Genomic DNA, 17,169 nt, shown 5'->3' on the forward strand with positions numbered 1-17,169 from the left:
TCAACTGGGCAGATAAGAATTGCTGCGTTGATAAGTCTTCTATTATCGTCTTTGACTTCAAAAACATGAATTGACACCCTGGTTATAAGTAGATCTGAGGATATATCTATCCTGATTACAAGTTTGACATATCTCTCCAGTAAAAATCAGTACCCTAAGGGGTACTTCACTAGTGGATAGATTTCCCTAAAACTGTTAAGGATTATACAATTACAATAGTTAAGTTTTCGATAAGACTTTATAAAAAAGTCAGTAAGCTCAACCGGATTAGGAACGCTTAGACCCTGAAACGCTTACCTTTCACGCTCCCAAACGACCCTGGCTGACAGCGTTGAATTAGGCACAGTTAATTAGGCCTTAGGTTACGAAAACTTCAAACCTAACACCTAACATCGTTAATTATGGGGTTAATTGTGGGTCAGACCTGGGGGATGCTTAAGCAGCGGAAGACATGGATTCGGAAAACACGATTGCCTGGTAGTAATTTTGCAATTGGCGTGTAGCAGCTGACCAACTCCAGCGTTCAGCTTCTGCTCTAGCATTGCGGCGCAGAGTTTCCCGTTCCTGCTGTTGTGCTAAGAGACGCTGGGTTGCTGCGATCGCTCCTTGCTCATCTGCTGGATCGTATAAATACCCATTCATCCCATCCGTGACAATATCGGGAATCCCTCCAGAGTTGGCTGCTACCACAGGACAACCTGCTGCCATCGCTTCTAGTAAGACTAGTCCTAAGGTTTCTGTCCTAGAAGGAAAGATAAATGCATCAGCAGAGGCAAAGGCAGAGCCGAGGGTTGTACCGGTAAGGTAACCTACGAAATGAGTCGGGGTGCCAGCAAAGTGTGCTTCTAGTTCCTTACGGTGGGGTCCATCTCCTACTAATGCTAGGCAAGCGTTGGGAATTGCTTCTAGCACTAGCTTGATCCGCTCAATTTCTTTTTCAGCAGAAAGACGGCCTACATAAAGGAGTATGGGGCTGTCTGGATTTCCTTGAGAAAGATGCGATCGCATTTCATCTGAAGCTAACTCTGGTTGGAACGTTTCCGTATCCACACCTCGCTGCCACAAGTCTACTCGCTCAACACCATGGTCTCTTAATTCCTGTACCATAGCATTAGAGGTACACAAATTCAGCTCAGCTTGATTGTGACTAACCTTAATTAACTCCCACATAACTCCTTCGAGCATACCCAATCCGTAGTGCTGGAGGTACTGAGGTAAATGGGTGTGGTAGGAAGCAACCAAGGGAATATTCATCACCTTGGCATAATACAGACCTCCCAACCCTAATACTGCTGGGTTGACAACATGGATCAAATCTGGTTGAAACTCTTCTAATACCCCACCAATCGAGGGTCGTGGCAGGGCTAGCTTTAATTCGGGATACAAGGGTAGGGGAAAGCCAGAAACACCGTAAATTTTGGCTCCTTTGTAGGCTTTGAGTCCCCCTTCTGGGCATATAACTAGCACTTGGTCACCGTTACGCTGCAAATGTTCCACCGTGTGGCGCAACCGGGTCACGATGCCATCAACTTTGGGTAGAAATGTTTCAGTAAAAAAAGCAATTCGCATAATTAGTTATTAGTCATTAGTCATTCGCCATTAGTTATTAGTAGTTTATAGTTCCTTGATCCAACTTGGGTAACCTTACTCGCTAAATGTATCAGCTTTGGGGCACTTATTGAACATCAATAGTATTCTAGGTATTAGAACATTGCTCATGGTGTTTATGGATTCCACGAAGCCCTTGACTCTAACCTGATCGATTTCGCTATAATTGTGGTTTATATGGAACCTTTTTTGAACTCAAACCGCCACGGTAAGAGTTAATTCTATAGTTCAGTAAATTCCGGAGTTGGAATCAGCACTTCTGAAGCGAAGCTAGTCCTGGGTGCAAAGTGAAATGCTCCAGCAATCGAACCCCAAACTAGTTCATCGGTTTGGGGGTCACGTCCCCTGTCAAGACTAATCAATGTTTCTTCCATTACTTCAAAGTTACTATCGAGATAGGTTTCTTTACTATTGCGCACTACCAAGCAAGCTTTACCTGGTTCTACTTCCGCTTTGAAGCTGTGACCAGTCCAGGTAACATTGAACGTGCAACCAGGAAGCTTCTCTAACTGTTGGGCACTCAGGGATTTTAGACGTTCTAAATCACGGGAAGCTCCGTATAATAGTTTCTCATCCTGAACCTTGTAATTTTCGATTTTGATTTGCCCGTCTAGCTCAACAATCTTTAGTACCCGCACTCGGTAGGGGGTGTTGAGCATATAGTCATAGGCTTGCTCAAGGAACAAGCTACATCCATCTAGCACTGACCAAGGTAGAGGACGCATGCAGACGCGGATGTGAGCATACAATGGTGGATTCTCAAACGCCTGCTGTTGGTTACTAAAATCAGCTGCCATCCAGCGGGCTAAAGTAGCGATATCCGTAGAATGAGTCATTACCAGAAGTGTTGAACTTAGAATAGCGGGAACTTCGGATGAAGTAGTGTTTGATGTAGTTGGTATCTTTAAGAATACATGGTCTTGATGCAGTCCCTTATGGTTTGGGTTATGCATCAAGACCAATTGCTAAAACCTTTAGTTGACAAGGGCGCATCATTACCCTGATCTGAAGTTCCCTATTCTGTATTTCCTGTACCCAGCACTATAGCTGATAGCAAACGGCGGGAGAGCTTGGGAATCCCTATGGTTTCTTTGGGCTATTTCAAACCTTTAATCCTAAACAACAGAAACTGTGTCACCTGAGCCTCACTAAAATTATTATCACTCACCAAAATTAAACTCTGAGTGCCATCACTCAAGCGCGGACCAAGGGTCATTCCCTCTAAATTATCTAAGTAAATCCCCAATTCACTCAAATCCAACAACAACTTTTTTTTCAGTGGCTTAATCTTGGAAATATTACCCTTGAAACTAGCAATCTTGGTGGTATCGGTTGCTCCACCGGTCACCACTTGATAAAGTTTGGCACTAAATCCAAATAAACCATAGGTACGCTCCAAACTTAGAAAATGTCCTGCGGTATCCACTGCTAATAACTCAGTCAAACCGTGAGCAATGGTGTTAGGGGGGTCTTCGTCGAGTAAGTAAAGATGTTCACTAACCAGCATTGGAGGAGTAACGTCTCCAATCAAATAGTGCAACCAACGAATTCCCGCTGCTTGTTCGGTCTCTGGTTCTGGCTGGTCTTGGTGTAAGGAGTACTCACTGGCACTAAATAAGCGAAATGACTCTTGCCCACTGGCTGCAGCTAGGCTGATCGGTTCTAAGGTTAATGCTTCAAATCCTAAGTTATCCTGGATACCATTACTAACTGTTTCTAGGTCAGTATCATTCGGTAGATAACGCTGGGGAATTTTTAAATTTTGCAACTGTTGTCCTGTTGCTATATCAAACTGCCGAATGAATGGAGCAATGCCTTGATTAGTAGCCCCTTCACTAGAGATAAATACAGAATCTTTTCCAGACCAAGCAATTCCTTCTGGATCCAGGGTACCCCTTACAAAGGTCTCACCATTTTTATCTTTGAGGAAAGTGACATCTTCCACTTCTACGTTTTCAATCCCTATGTTTCCTGTATCGGTGGGATTGAAGTTTAGTTTTAGGGTGTAGAATCGAGCTGGAGCTAATCGAGAACGATCATCAGAAACAGCTAAAAAGCGATCGCGTTCCCGATCATAGGCCAATCCTGACAATCCTCCCACTACTGTATTTTTGAACTGCGTTTGGGGCAGTTGATACTCCCCTAAGAAGTCCAGGGAAAGGTTGATGAAGGTGCGTTGCTCTGCTGTGATGGCTGGTAAAAAGCCACAGGTAGTGGTCAGGCTACTCACAAGTATTATTACCACAACCCATAGTATCGTTGATATTTTTTTAGGTTTTCTTAACATTAGGTCAGTCTACCAGTACCTTAACTTACTTGTATTATTACGTGGTTCGACCAGAACTGTTGATTGTTATAAATTATCCCTAAAAAAAATAACCAAGCTGTAGAATAATTGGTGCTGTATTACAAATAAAAAATGATTTATTACTTAAGTCTGTTCATTTTTGATAAGGTTTATAGATACTTGTTCAATTTTGCAGTCAGCCCCTCAACTTGAGGTGCTTTCATAATGGTGTAATGGTCTCCAGTAATAGTGTGAGTTTGGATGTCACCTAGAACTAAAGAACCCCAGCCGTGGGTTGGGTCTTCAATTACTGCTTGGGAAGTTTTACTAGCATTTAGAAGGAGAACTGAATCTGGATAAGCTTGCGGTTGATAATGATAGTTTGCAGCTAGATTTGCTTTAAAAACTTCCCATAAAGACCGCATTTGCTCTATTTTTATATCTGATGGAAATATCCCTTGCTGTTTGGCTTGCTCAAATAGATGCAAAACTTGCTCGGATGCTTCGAGTTTTCTCAGTGTTTCATTGGATATATCTAACTCTTGACCATAGATACCTCCCAAATCTTGAGCCAATTGATTTATTATTATGGCTTGATCTATTTCTGAAGGCATCCGAATTACAGTGGGTGCATAACTGTCTATTAACGTTAGAAGACCCACTGGAGTATTTTTAGCCTGTAATTGTTGTGCCATCTCATAGGCAATTACACCTCCGAGAGACCAGCCAATTAGGTGTAATGGTCCTTGGGGTTGAATTTGCTGTATTACCTGAATATAATGGGATGCCATCTCCTCAACAGACGTTAAGGGTTGCTGTTGCCCATCTAAACCGAGAGATTGTAACCCATATATTGGGCGATCGCTATCTAAATGACGAGCTAGGTCTCCATAACACAAGACATTGCCACCAACAGGATGAATACAGAATAATGGAGGTTGATTTCCACTGGTTTTAATACCCACTAAGATGGAGTCAGATGTATTTACTGAAGAGTGGAGAAGGCTGGCGAGTTTTTCAATAGTTGGATTTTGGAAAAGGGTAGCTAGGGGGAAATTTTTTGGAAATTGTTGTTGAATTAAGGACATGAGACGGATAGCGACAAGGGAATGACCGCCCAGTTCAAAAAAGTTGTCGTGGAGACCTACATTTTGGACACCTAAAACTGAAGAGAAGATATTTGCTAATATTTTTTCAGTTGGTGTTCGTGGCGCTACGTATTCATGTTCTCGGCTAATTGCCCCGTCGGGTGCTGGTAGTGCTTTGCGGTCTACTTTACCGTTGGGAGTCAGCGGCATCTTATCTAGTTGAACAAAGTGCGACGGGATCATGTAATCTGGCAAACTCGCGGCGAGGTATGCACGTAACTCTGATGCTGTTAACCGTTGATTGGCAACAAAATAAGCACATAAGGACTGACTGCTTTTTCCATCTTCCTGAACTAAAATCACCGCATCCTGAACTTCCTTAGAAAAATAGCCAATTTTATCCAGTATTTTTCCCACTCTCTTAACGTCAATCGGGGATTCAACTTCTGCTAAAGCATCTGCTCGTTGACTAATGCCCAGGCGAATATCCCAGCTTAACGGGGCTTCATAGTTGTGATATCCCTTTTGGGCAGAATGTACGCAAATACCCACATCATTCATCATGCAATTCGAGGAACAAAAACCCGTATCCTTTGGTTTTTGCCAGTAAGAATCGCGGGCTTTAAGGAAATTATTGATTTCTTCAACGGGTGTTCGATCATATCTGAAGAAATCGACGAAATACATTTGCTCGAAGGGTACGTCTTGTACATCAACCTGAAGCAACCGAGTCGTCCAATCCTCCTGAGTATGGTACATCTTGCGGAAAAGGAGTAGTTTTTCTTCTATCGCCTCAGGCTCGTAGATTCCCTGCTCATACAATCCCACTAATTTAGTATCAAAAATCTGTCCACGGGATAAGCCAGTAATAATCACGTTAATCCCTTTTTCTTTAGCAAGCTTAGTACTGATTGCCGTCAAGGATTTAAAGCAACCTGAACAGACGGTAGAGTCTGTATTTAAACTCTCAACAAAAATTTCGTTAATATGTTCAGTCTGGGCGATAATGCTTTCCACCCCAAGCCTGTGAGTTTGACGTTGGATATTAGCGATCGCTGTTGGGGAAATGAACCCATTGTCAAAAGTAAAGGCAAGAACGTTGTAACCCATTTCCACCAGGCGGTAGAGGACATAGGAGCTATCTTTGCCACCACTATAGAGCAGCATACAGTCATACTCGCCTTGCTGCTGAGCCTCGCTCATTAAGGCTTGAAAGTCTTTGAGGGTTTTAAAGTACCTCTTGGCTTGTTCTTGGTACTCTTCATAAGAACGACAAACGCTACAAACACCAAAATTATCAAAGGTAATTTCTGGATGCATGGAGGTAATCAAACAAGTATTACAACGTTGATAGTTTGACGAATTAACCGATAGTTTTGTGGTTTTATTATTGGGTAAATTATGCTCTATTTTACGCTTGTATAAACGGAGCTTTTGTTCAATTTCAGCCAGTTCAATACGAAAACCGCGAATTTTAACTTGATGGTCAATACGTCCAAAATACTCAATTGCACCATCGGAACGATATTTGACTAAGTCCCCCGTTTTATATAAGCAGCCTTCACCAAAAGGATTGGGAATGAATTTCTCTGCGGTTAGCAGAGAACGGTTGAGATAACCTTGCGCTAGTCCGGTTCCGCCCAGGTGTAACTCACCGATAACACCAACTGGAAGCAATTGCAAGTTTACATCCAGCACATAAGTTTGCAGATTCGCAATGGGACGACCAATGGGAATAGTTTGTTGTAGACTATGCCTTTGACAAGTCCAGAACGTTGAGTCAATACAAGCTTCTGTCGGGCCATAAAGGTTATACAAGGATGCATTGGACTGAGCAAAAAATTGTTTCTGTAACTCTATAGAGAGAGCTTCACCGCCACAGAAAACTCGCCGGAGTGATTGACATTGACTAAATGCTTCGTGGGTTAATAGCATCTTCAGCAGAGAAGGTACAAGCTGAAGGATGGTAATTTTTTGATTAATAATTGTCTCAATGAGATAGTCCCTATCTTGTTGTCCACCAGGTTGTGCGAGGACGAGCTGAGCACCGGCCAATAAGGGAGCATAGAATTCCCAAACAGCTGCATCAAAGCTAAAAGAGGTCTTTTGCAGGACTTTATCTGTTGTCTCTAGAGGAAAGGTTTGCTGCATCCAGCACATATGGTTATGAATCGCCCTGTGAGGAATCAGCACTCCCTTAGGTTGTCCCGTAGAACCAGAAGTATAGATTACATAAGCTAAATTATTTAAACCGACCCCAATATCAAGATTCTCCTGATTCTCTTGTAGAGTAGCTTCCCCATGGCTATCCAGGCAAACGACTTGGGCTTCGTTTGGCGGTAAAGATGTCAATAAAGACTGTTGAGTCAACAAGACCTCAACCCCTGAATCATCCAACATATAACTCAACCGTTCTTGGGGATAACTGGGATCAAGGGGTACATAAGCGCCACCTGCCTTAAGTATCCCCAACAGTCCCACCACCATTTCTACTGAACGTTCTACGCAAATCCCCACCAATACTTCTGGTTTTACTCCCAAGCTTGTCAGGTGATGGGCAAGTTGATTCGCTTTTTGATTCAACTGACGATAGGTTAATTGCTGTTGCTCAAACACCACCGCCACTGCATCTGGCGTTCTGTGTACTTGTTCCTCAAATAATTGATGGATACATTTATCAGTGGGATATTCTGTTGCAGTATCATTCCATTCCACCAACAATTGATGGCGTTCGATCTCAGTTAACAAAGGAAGTTGACCCACTTTCTCTTGAGGGTTAACGATAATGCCCTCTAACAAAGTCTGGAAATGACTGGCCATCCGAGAAATGGTTTCTTCCTTAAATAAATCGGTGTTGTATTTGAAAGAACCCATCACAGATGTGCCATCATCTAGCATTTCTAGATATAAATCAGATAAACCTTCTTGTTGCCTTATTTCCCAAGGCTCTATTTTTAGTCCCTCTATATTCTGTTCTCCGACAATAAATTTATGAAAGCTCTCCATTTGTGTCGAGTTGTACAGAGCAAATATCGTTTGAAATATAGGGGCATAACTAGGATCTCTTTCTGGCTGTAGTCGCTCTACCAATAAAGCAAAAGGAAAATCTTGATGTGCTAAGGCTTCGACTACTGTTTGGCGAATTTGACTGAGAAAATCTTGGAAACTAGGATTACCAAAAAGATTAGCTCGTATTACTATTGGATCGACAAAATAACCAACTACAGACACAAACTCAGATCTTGTTCTGCCAGAAGTAGGAGAACCAACTAATATTTCGTCTTGTCCTGATAAGCGATGAATAAGAACGTTGTAGGCGGCTAAAATTAGGGTATAAAGGGTTACTTTTTCTTGTTTTGCTAGTTCTTTCAGTTTTATCGTTAATTGCTTTGATAAACCAAACTTAACAGAAGAGCCATTATAAGTTTGTAGGGCTGGTCGAGGTTTATCGGTAGGTAAATTTAGTACTGGTAAATCCCCTTGCAGTTTTTCTTGCCAATACTCCCATAGTTTTTCTCCAGATTTTCCTGCCAATAAATTTCTTTGCCAGCTAACATAATCTCGGTAGGTATTTTGAAGAGGAGGAAGAGAAGACTTTGTTCCTAATAATACTGCTTTATATATGAGCTTAAATTCTTCGATCAGTATTCCCATAGACCAACCATCAACAGCAATATGATGGATGGTCAGTAAGAGAATATGTTCGGAAACAGAAAGATGGAATAATCGAAGTCTGATTACTGGTTGATTTTCCAGATCGAAGGGGAGTTGGGATTCTGAATTGACTTTTTGCTCAAGTTCTGAACTATTCATTTTAGAGGCATCTACTACCTCAAAATCTAATTTTTTATAATGAATTATCTTTTGAACTGGTTCAGTTTTTTTTTGAATAAAAACACTGTGTAATAAAGGATGACGATCGCACAATATTTGCCAAGTTTTCCTTATAATTTTGACACTTATTTTTGAATAAACACGGCAGCTATAGCTCAGATTATAAGCACTACTTTTTGGTTCTAATTTCCATAAAAACCAAAGAGCTTTTTGACCAGAGGAAAGAGGATAGACATCAGTGGGTAGTGTTTCCTCTTTTTTTGCAGATAGGTTCTGTTCTGTATCCCTCTGAGTAAGTTGCTCGTTAAGCTCAATGACTAGAGTAGTAAGATTAACATCTTCCATCAATTTAGTAATGGGAATATCTACTTCTAGATCTGTTTGAACTTGATTACGTATTTCTATGGCCATGAGTGAGTCAACACCCATACTCATTAAAGGTTGTTCTACATCTATCTGATTTGTTCTCATCCCCAAAACTTTGGCAACACAATCTTGAAGATAATGATTTAACTTCTTTTCTCTTTCAGTAGCCGAAAGTTTTTTTAACTCTGATAAAAAGCTATTTTTTTCTTCGGTCGGAATAGATTTAACTGAAATCAACTCCTCTAACAAAGGCATATTGATGTTCTGAGATAACCCTTGCTTAAACTGATGCCAGTCAATATTAAATACCCCTATTTGTGGCTCGGACTTAGATATTAAGCAATTAAGAGCCTTTATTCCTTGCTCTGGAGTTATAAAATTAATCCCAGAAGATGCCATCTGAGTTTGATAATTATCCCCCAGACGAGAAGCCATACCTATTTTACCCCAAGGTCCCCAGTTAATAGTTAATCCTGGCAATCCCAGGGATTGGCGATAATGAATTAAAGCATCCATAAAGGCATTAGCAGCAGCATAGTTTCCTTGACCAGGTGAACCGATAATTGAAGCCATTGAGGAGAAGCAAACGAAAAAGTCTAGAGGAATATCTTGAGTTAGCTTATGCAAATACCAACCACCATTGACTTTTGGAGCAATAACGTTCACAAAACCAGACCAACTCATCTGTTGTAATAAACAATCATCTATAATTCCTGCTGCATGAATTACTCCTTTCAGGGGAGGCAAAGATGACTTAATTATTTTGATTATTTGAGCTATCTCTTGCTGTTTAGAAATATCCGCTAATAAAACTGAAATGTTTGCTCCCTTGTTGGTTAGGTTTTTTATGATTTTTTGAGCCTTTGCTGAGGATTCTCTACGTGAGCTTAAGATAATATTTCTAGCCCCTTGCTCTACTAACCACTGAGCGACTTCTAATCCTAAAGCACCAAGACCACCAGTAATGAGATAACTGGCGTGAGATTGAATAGATAAGTGTTTTGGTTGATCCTCCAACTGTTTTTCTTGTGGAACTAGTCGAGCTACATGACGTAACCCTTGACTATAAGCTATTTGGTTTTCAGAATCACAATTTAAAATTTCTTTGAGTAATATTGATGCTGAATCAATAATCTCAGACTGAGCCTCTAAATCTAAACATCGACATCCATATTCGGGATGTTCTAACCCTATTACTTTCCCTAAACCCCATAAAAGTGTCTCTTGTAGTTGTAGGTTGTTTGAATTGGCTGTTACATTTTGACACCCTTTAGTAATTAACCATAAATTAGACATCTGAGAGTTAATAATGGGTTTCAGTGCTTGTAAAAGATATAATGCACTACCACAACCTAAAATCTTGGCTTTTTCTAAATTATCATGAGTCAATTCTTCCGCAAACTCTGTATTTAAACTCCAAAGATGAATAATTCCTGTCACAGATGATGAACTACCATCTTTTATTTCTTGACATAATCTTTTAAAATCTTCAGCATCATCAGGTGTGACACCATAAACTCTTGTTTCTCGATCGCTATAGTTATGATCTGGATATATTAAAGTACAAAGATGACCTTCTTTTTGTAAGAATTGAGCTAGAGTTATCCCAATTTGGCTAGAGTCTGCAAAAATTAGCCAGTGTTGAGATGTATTTTCTAAATTATTTGGAGAAAGTTGATGAGGATTGAGAGGCAAAGGCTTCCATACTAATTCATAGAAACAATTTTCTACATTTTGCTCTAAATTTAATTGTTTTTGATGTTGTTTTAAAAGTAACTTCAGTAACTTAGGTGCTAGTAATTTTTCTACATCAGAGAGTTCTCCTGTAGCTTGCAATAGTTGATTGACCTGTTCAATATCCCCGTTGCTTAAACTCTTAAGAATAGGTGTTTCCTCAGAATTTTCCCCAAATATATTTTCTGACAATGACCCTTGACGCTGAGGGTAACATTGATAGAAACCTTCCCAATTGACAGATGTCCCCAGAACGTAAAGTTGTCCTAATGTTGTCAATATATGCTTCCAGTCAGAACCTAATTTACGTAAACTAGGAAGCCATATTCCTTCTTTTTCAGGAAAACATGCACGTACAGCGCCTAAAGCAATAGCTTGAGGTCCGATTTCTACAAATGCTTCATAACTTAGCTGATAAAGAGTTTTTGATGTTTTAGATAACTGTACTGGCTGTCTTAAATGTGCTATCCAATATTCCGGAGTTATGACTTCTGAGCTAACTAGCTCCCCCGTAACAGTAGATAAATAATCAGTGTGTGGTATTGAGTAATTAAGATTTTTGAGTATTTCATTATGTTTTTTTGAAAAACCATCAATGTTACTGGAATGAAACCCATAAGGATCTCCAGGCATTTGCATGTGTACAATTTTTTGTTCTTTTAGCTCTTTTTTGACTGCTTCTATTGCCAGATGTGAGCCGGTTATTACATTTCTAGAACTCCCATAACTAATAATTGAAATATCCTTACTGTAAGGTTTAATGATTTGTTTTAATTTTTCTTCAGATGTAATTACTCCAATTGTTTTATTATTTGGCAATAAGGTTTGTTTTACTTGCTTATTGACAAGAGCAATTTTTGTTAATATTGAGTTAAGATCAAAAACTCCTGCCGTATGAGCTGCCGCATTCTCTCCCAAACTAGGCCCAAAAACTAAAGAAGGTTCTATTCCCCAAGATTTCCATAATTTAACTAAAGCATACTGAAGGGTAAATAGAGCGGGACTACTATAGTCTATTCTTTCCAATTTTAATTCTATTTTTGCTGCATCAGAGTACAAGAATTCATATAAAGACTCTTCGATGTGGGAACTGATAATTTGTTCGCACTCATCAAAAGCCTGACGAAAAATAGGATGAGTTTCGTAGAGTTCTTTACCCATGCCATGATATTGACAACCATGACCGCTAAAGATAAAAGCTATCTTAGAAATTTGACGTTTGTTAAGATTTCCTTGTAATAAGTCAGTAACCGGTTTCCCTTCTATAAAGTCATTAAGTTTACTTTGAATGTCTAAAGTCGATTTAGCTACAATTGCCAAGCGATGCTCAGAATTTGATTTCTTGGTATTTGCTAAGAAACAAAGATTGTCAAGTTCTATCTCAGGATTTTGTTTGATAACAGATACTGTGCGTTTTGCTAAAGTTAATAATTCCTCTTGGCTGGAACCTGATAGACAAAAAATATGATAGGGGAGATTAGTGTTAGGTACTAATGTAAGTTGTGAGGATGACTCAGTTTTTTTATTTTTTTGTGGTGGTGTCTCTATCCAATACCGTTCTCTTTGGAATGGATAGGTGGGCAATACTACTTTATTATGAGCATAATCACAGTCAAATCCCAACCAATCAACTTTGACTCCCCGCACATATAACTCAGCCAAACTTTGTAGCATTTGCTGCCAGTCTTCTTGACCGGGACGCAGAGAAGGCAACCAAACTCCCACATCTTCTGGTAAACATTGCCTTCCCATTCCTAACAATATTGGTTTGGGACCGATTTCTAGGAAGACTTGATAACCTTCTTGATACAAGTTCTCCATGCTGTGGGCGAACTTCACTGGTTGGCGGACATGATTTACCCAATAGTTAGCTGTGCTAATACTCTGGTCTACTCTGGTTCCTGTTACATTTGAAATCAGTGGAATCTGAGGTAGATTATAGGTGATTTGATTAGCTACTGTTTCAAACTCCTTCAACATTGGTTCCATCAGGGGTGAGTGGAAGGCATGGGATACTTGTAGCTGTTTGGTCTTAATTCCTTCCGCTTCTAAAATTTCCTTAACTGTCCTAATTGCTTCTGCTGCACCGGAAATAACCACACTTTGGGGTCCGTTGATGGCAGCGATGCCTACGGCGGGCTTCGCCAACGGCACTTGTTCTATGTAGGGGGCAATCAGTTGCTTGACTTGCTCCTCTGATGCCATCACCGCTACCATCTCACCCCCATCCGGTAACTGCTCCATTAACCTTCCCCGATGGGCTATCAATTTTAATCCATCTTCTAAACTAAATACTCCTGCTACTATGGCTGCGACATATTCTCCTACACTATGCCCCATCACCACATCCGGTTTTATTCCCCAGGATTGCGATAACTGAAAGAGCGCATATTCAATGGCAAATAGGGCTGGTTGGGTGTAAGCAGTTTGGTCAAGGAGAGAACTATTTAATTGTTGAGTATTTTCAGGATAAATAACATCTAAAATAGATTTTTCTAAATAAGATTGTAGAATTTGCTCGCACTGGTCTAAGGTTCGACGGAAGACGGGTTGAGTTTCATAGAGTTGTCTTCCCATGTTGATGTACTGAGAACCTTGTCCTGTAAACAGGAAGGCAATTTTAGGTGCTTTATTATTACTAAGTTTTCCAGAAAATACACCATTAGGTTCTTCGCCCACACTGATTTTGGCTAATTGATCGGCTAATTCTTGTTGGTCAGAGGTGATAATGGCTAGACGATGGTTAAAGTGCGATCGCCCTGTATTGGCAGTGAAACAAATATCTGCGATCGCAGCTGTAGAATTATTCCCTAAAAATTTTTCATAAGATTGTGCTAACTGAAGCAGAGCTTTTTCAGATTTTGCAGATAAAGTTAATATATGGTGAGTACGCTCACTTAACTCTTCACTTTTGCCTTTTGCCTTTTGCCTTTTGCCTCGTCCTGGGGCTTCTTCTACAATGACGTGGGCATTTGTACCGCCAAAACCAAAAGCACTAACCCCTGCTAGTCTTGGTTGTTCCCCCGATGACCATGACTGAAGTTGCGTCGGAATTTCAATAGCAGTATTCTCAAGTTCAATATAGGGATTTAACTGTTTCAAGTGAAGGTGAGGTGGAATCTCACCGTGTTCTAATGACAAGACCACCTTAATTAAACCAGCAATCCCCGCAGCAGCTTCTGTGTGACCAATATTGGTTTTTACCGAACCAATCCAACAAGGTTGATTTGACTCCCTACCTGACATCAGCACTGCTTTGAGAGAATTCACCTCAATCGGATCTCCCAAAGAAGTGCCAGTCCCGTGTGTCTCCACATAACTAATTTGATTCGATTTGACTCGGGCATTAGCTAATGCTAGGTGAATTACCTCTTGTTGAGATTTGCCATTTGGTGCAGTTAGTCCATTAGTTTGACCGTCCTGATTCACGGCAGAACCTCTGATAATTCCCTGAATATTGTCTCCATTAGCCAAAGCATCAGAAAGACGTTTAAGTACAACTACTCCGCAGCCTTCTGAACGTACATAACCATCAGCAGCCGCATCAAAAGTCTTACAGCGACCGTCTGCTGCTATCATTTGAGCCTCAGAAAAAGTCAAAGTTAATTGAGGAGTCAACATTAAATTTACTCCTCCAGCTAAAGCCAGATTACACTCCCTTTGCAACAAACTTTGACAAGCTTGATGAACTGCTACTAATGATGATGAGCAAGCTGTATCTACAGCCCAAGACGGTCCATGCCAATCCAAGAAGTAAGACAAACGATTGGCAGCAATACTCAAGGCATTACCCGTACCATAGTAGGCTTCGGTATTAGTAAGGTTTCCGTTTAAGTTGGCATAATCTCCACTACTAATACCGATAAAAACCCCACCTCGACTTCCGGCTAATCCTTCTGCTGCTAATCCTGCGTTTTCTAATGCCTCCCAACTAACTTCTAACAACAATCTTTGTTGCGGATCCATGTTGCAAGCTTCCCGGGGAGAAATACTAAAAAAGTGGGGATCAAATTGGTCAACTTGCTCCAAAAAACCACCCCAACTATTGTCTGATTGCCAACGAAAGACTGGGACTTTAGTAATAGCATCATCACCTGAGCGCAATAAAGACCAGAAAGCTTGGAGATTATTAGCTTTTGGAAAACGACACCCCTTACCAACGATTGCTACTGCTTCGGTTGCACTCTGAGGATTGGAAACAAAAGCAGAGGATTCTAACGAGGGAGTTGTTTGCCCCAAATAGTTAGCTAGTGCCTGAATAGTGGGATAGTCATACACAATAGTTGGAGTAACCGAAATTCCCAACCATTCTTCTAATTCCGTTGCAATGTTCACAGCTTTGATAGAATTCAAACCATAGACAGCTAAGGGTTGTCTACTGTCAATTTTTTCTGGTGCTAGTTGCAAGAGTTCAGCAATTTTGTTGATTAACCAGGCTGAGATTTCTGCCACCGTTTTTGACGGGGTAGCAGAGGAATCATCTTGAGGAGTTAGAGGGGAACTTAAACTACTTATCTGAGGAGTAGTTTCAAGAGTTCTTTGCCACTGGCCTACGACCTTTAAACTCCCTTCTAAAAATCCTTGCTTACAAGCACGACGTTGAATCTTTCCACTAGAGGTCTTAGGAATACTCCCAGTTTTCAACAATACAACCCCATAAACGTCTAATTCATGTTCTGTGGATACGGCAATTTGAATTGCTCTAACTACCTCCTCTGTATTCAGCTTCCGTAGGTAAGTTCGTTCCAACTCACAAACAACAACTAAGCGCTCCTCTCCTTCTCTCTCCACAGAAAAGGCAGCACTACAATGACTTCGTAAAGCAGAATGGCTGTTTTCAAGGGTTAATTCAATATCTTGGGGATAATAATTACAACCCCGGATAATGATCATATCCTTGAGTCGTCCAGTCACAAATAACTCACCTTTGAGCAGAAATCCCAAGTCCCCTGTCCGCAAAAAAGGTCCTTCCCCTGTATCTTTCAGATAAGCTTGAAACATTTCTTGTGTTGCTTGGGGACGATTCCAATACCCAGAGGCAACACTCTCACCAGATACCCAAATCTCTCCTACTTGTCCTGTTTCACAACGAGTTAATGATTCTGGGTTAACAATAGTTACTGTTGTGTCCAGGTAAGGATGACCACATCCCACAAATCTTCGACTTTCTGGGGAGGAAATCTCACTCTCTACTACCAAATTTTGTTCTAGTTCTCCTGCCAATACCTCCTGAATCACCGGTAATTGATTTTTTTCCCCACCGGTAGCAAATAAGGTAGTCTCCGCCATGCCATAGCAAGGATAAAATGCAGTTTCGCTAAAACCACAGTTCGCAAATTTTTGGCTAAATTGTGTTAGAGTTTCTGCTCGTACTGGTTCTGCCCCACTGTAAGCTAAATCCCAACTGCTCAAGTCAAGATTAGCTAATTGTTCTGGTTGAACTTTTTTGACACATAGATCGTAAGCAAAATTTGGTCCCCCACTAGTAGTTGCCCTATAGTTATAAATCGCTTTTAACCAACGAATCGGCTTCTGGAGAAACGCTACTGGTGGCATCAGAATACTGGGAAATCCCACGTAAATAGGTTGAAAAACATGACCAATCAATCCCATATCATGGAACAAAGGCAACCAACCAACACCGATACTCTGATCAGTATGACCAAAAGCCTGTTGAATCAACTGCTGGTTGTGGATGATATTTCCATGGGTCACCATCACCCCTTTTGGTGTTCCCGTAGAACCGGAAGTATATTGCAAAAACGCCAAACTCTCTGATGTGACTGATTTAGGGAGAAATTCTTGACCATTAGCTTCAATTGTATCTGTAGCTACCAACGTCAACTGGGCTAACTCTGCTTCCTCTTCCCACCTTGTCTCAATGTTAGCTAATGTCGATCTAGTTGTTAGAGCTATTTTTGCTTGAGCATCATTGGCGATAGAAAGCAACCGAGACAATTTCTGATTACGCCTGGGAGGATAAACCGGAACCGCTACTACCCCAGCATACAAACAGCCAAAGAAAGCTGCAATAAACTCCAATCCTGAAGGATATAACAATAAAGCCCGTTCTCCTTGCCATTGCTGGAGATGAGATGCGATCGCTCTGGCTTGTCGGTCTAATTCCCCGTAGGTTAGACTCCCTGAGTCTATTTCTCCGTTTTCGAGGAAGATATAGGCTTGGCGATCGGGCTGATTTTGCGCTCTATATAAGAGAATATCGACTAAAGTTAGTAAAGTCATTATTATTTC

At 40.8% G+C, this 17,169-nt stretch carries 4 protein-coding genes; all 4 read right to left on the reverse strand.

The annotated features are described in order from the left end of the window. Positions 1-435: 435 nt before the first annotated feature. Complete coding sequence (locus tag AC4II3_RS09230; RefSeq protein WP_488009376.1) at positions 436-1,569, reverse strand: glycosyltransferase family 4 protein; 1,134 nt, start codon at positions 1,567-1,569, stop codon at positions 436-438. Positions 1,570-1,829: 260 nt separating this feature from the next. Then, entirely contained in the window at positions 1,830-2,444 is a 615-nt protein-coding gene (locus AC4II3_RS09235) for a CpcT/CpeT family chromophore lyase (RefSeq protein ID WP_488009378.1), read from the reverse strand. Between the two features lie 260 nt (positions 2,445-2,704). Further along, the gene (locus AC4II3_RS09240; RefSeq protein ID WP_488009380.1) at positions 2,705-3,895 is read right to left on the reverse strand and encodes an esterase-like activity of phytase family protein; all 1,191 of its coding nucleotides are present in this window, start codon (positions 3,893-3,895) and stop codon (positions 2,705-2,707) included. A 170-nt stretch (positions 3,896-4,065) separates the two neighbouring features. Then, positions 4,066-17,160, reverse strand: a complete 13,095-nt coding sequence (locus tag AC4II3_RS09245) for an amino acid adenylation domain-containing protein (protein ID WP_488029255.1) — start codon at positions 17,158-17,160, stop codon at positions 4,066-4,068. Positions 17,161-17,169: the final 9 nt, after the last annotated feature.

It is taken from the genome of Moorena sp. (genome assembly GCF_982860115.1).

Bases quoted from the DNA above. Each gene is read 5' to 3' on its own strand.
- AC4II3_RS09245 (WP_488029255.1), bottom strand. From the start codon at position 17,160: ATGACTTTACTAACTTTAGTCGATATTCTCTTATATAGAGCGCAAAAT.
- AC4II3_RS09235 (WP_488009378.1), bottom strand. From the start codon at position 2,444: ATGACTCATTCTACGGATATCGCTACTTTAGCCCGCTGGATGGCAGCT.
- AC4II3_RS09240 (WP_488009380.1), bottom strand. From the start codon at position 3,895: ATGTTAAGAAAACCTAAAAAAATATCAACGATACTATGGGTTGTGGTA.
- AC4II3_RS09230 (WP_488009376.1), bottom strand. From the start codon at position 1,569: ATGCGAATTGCTTTTTTTACTGAAACATTTCTACCCAAAGTTGATGGC.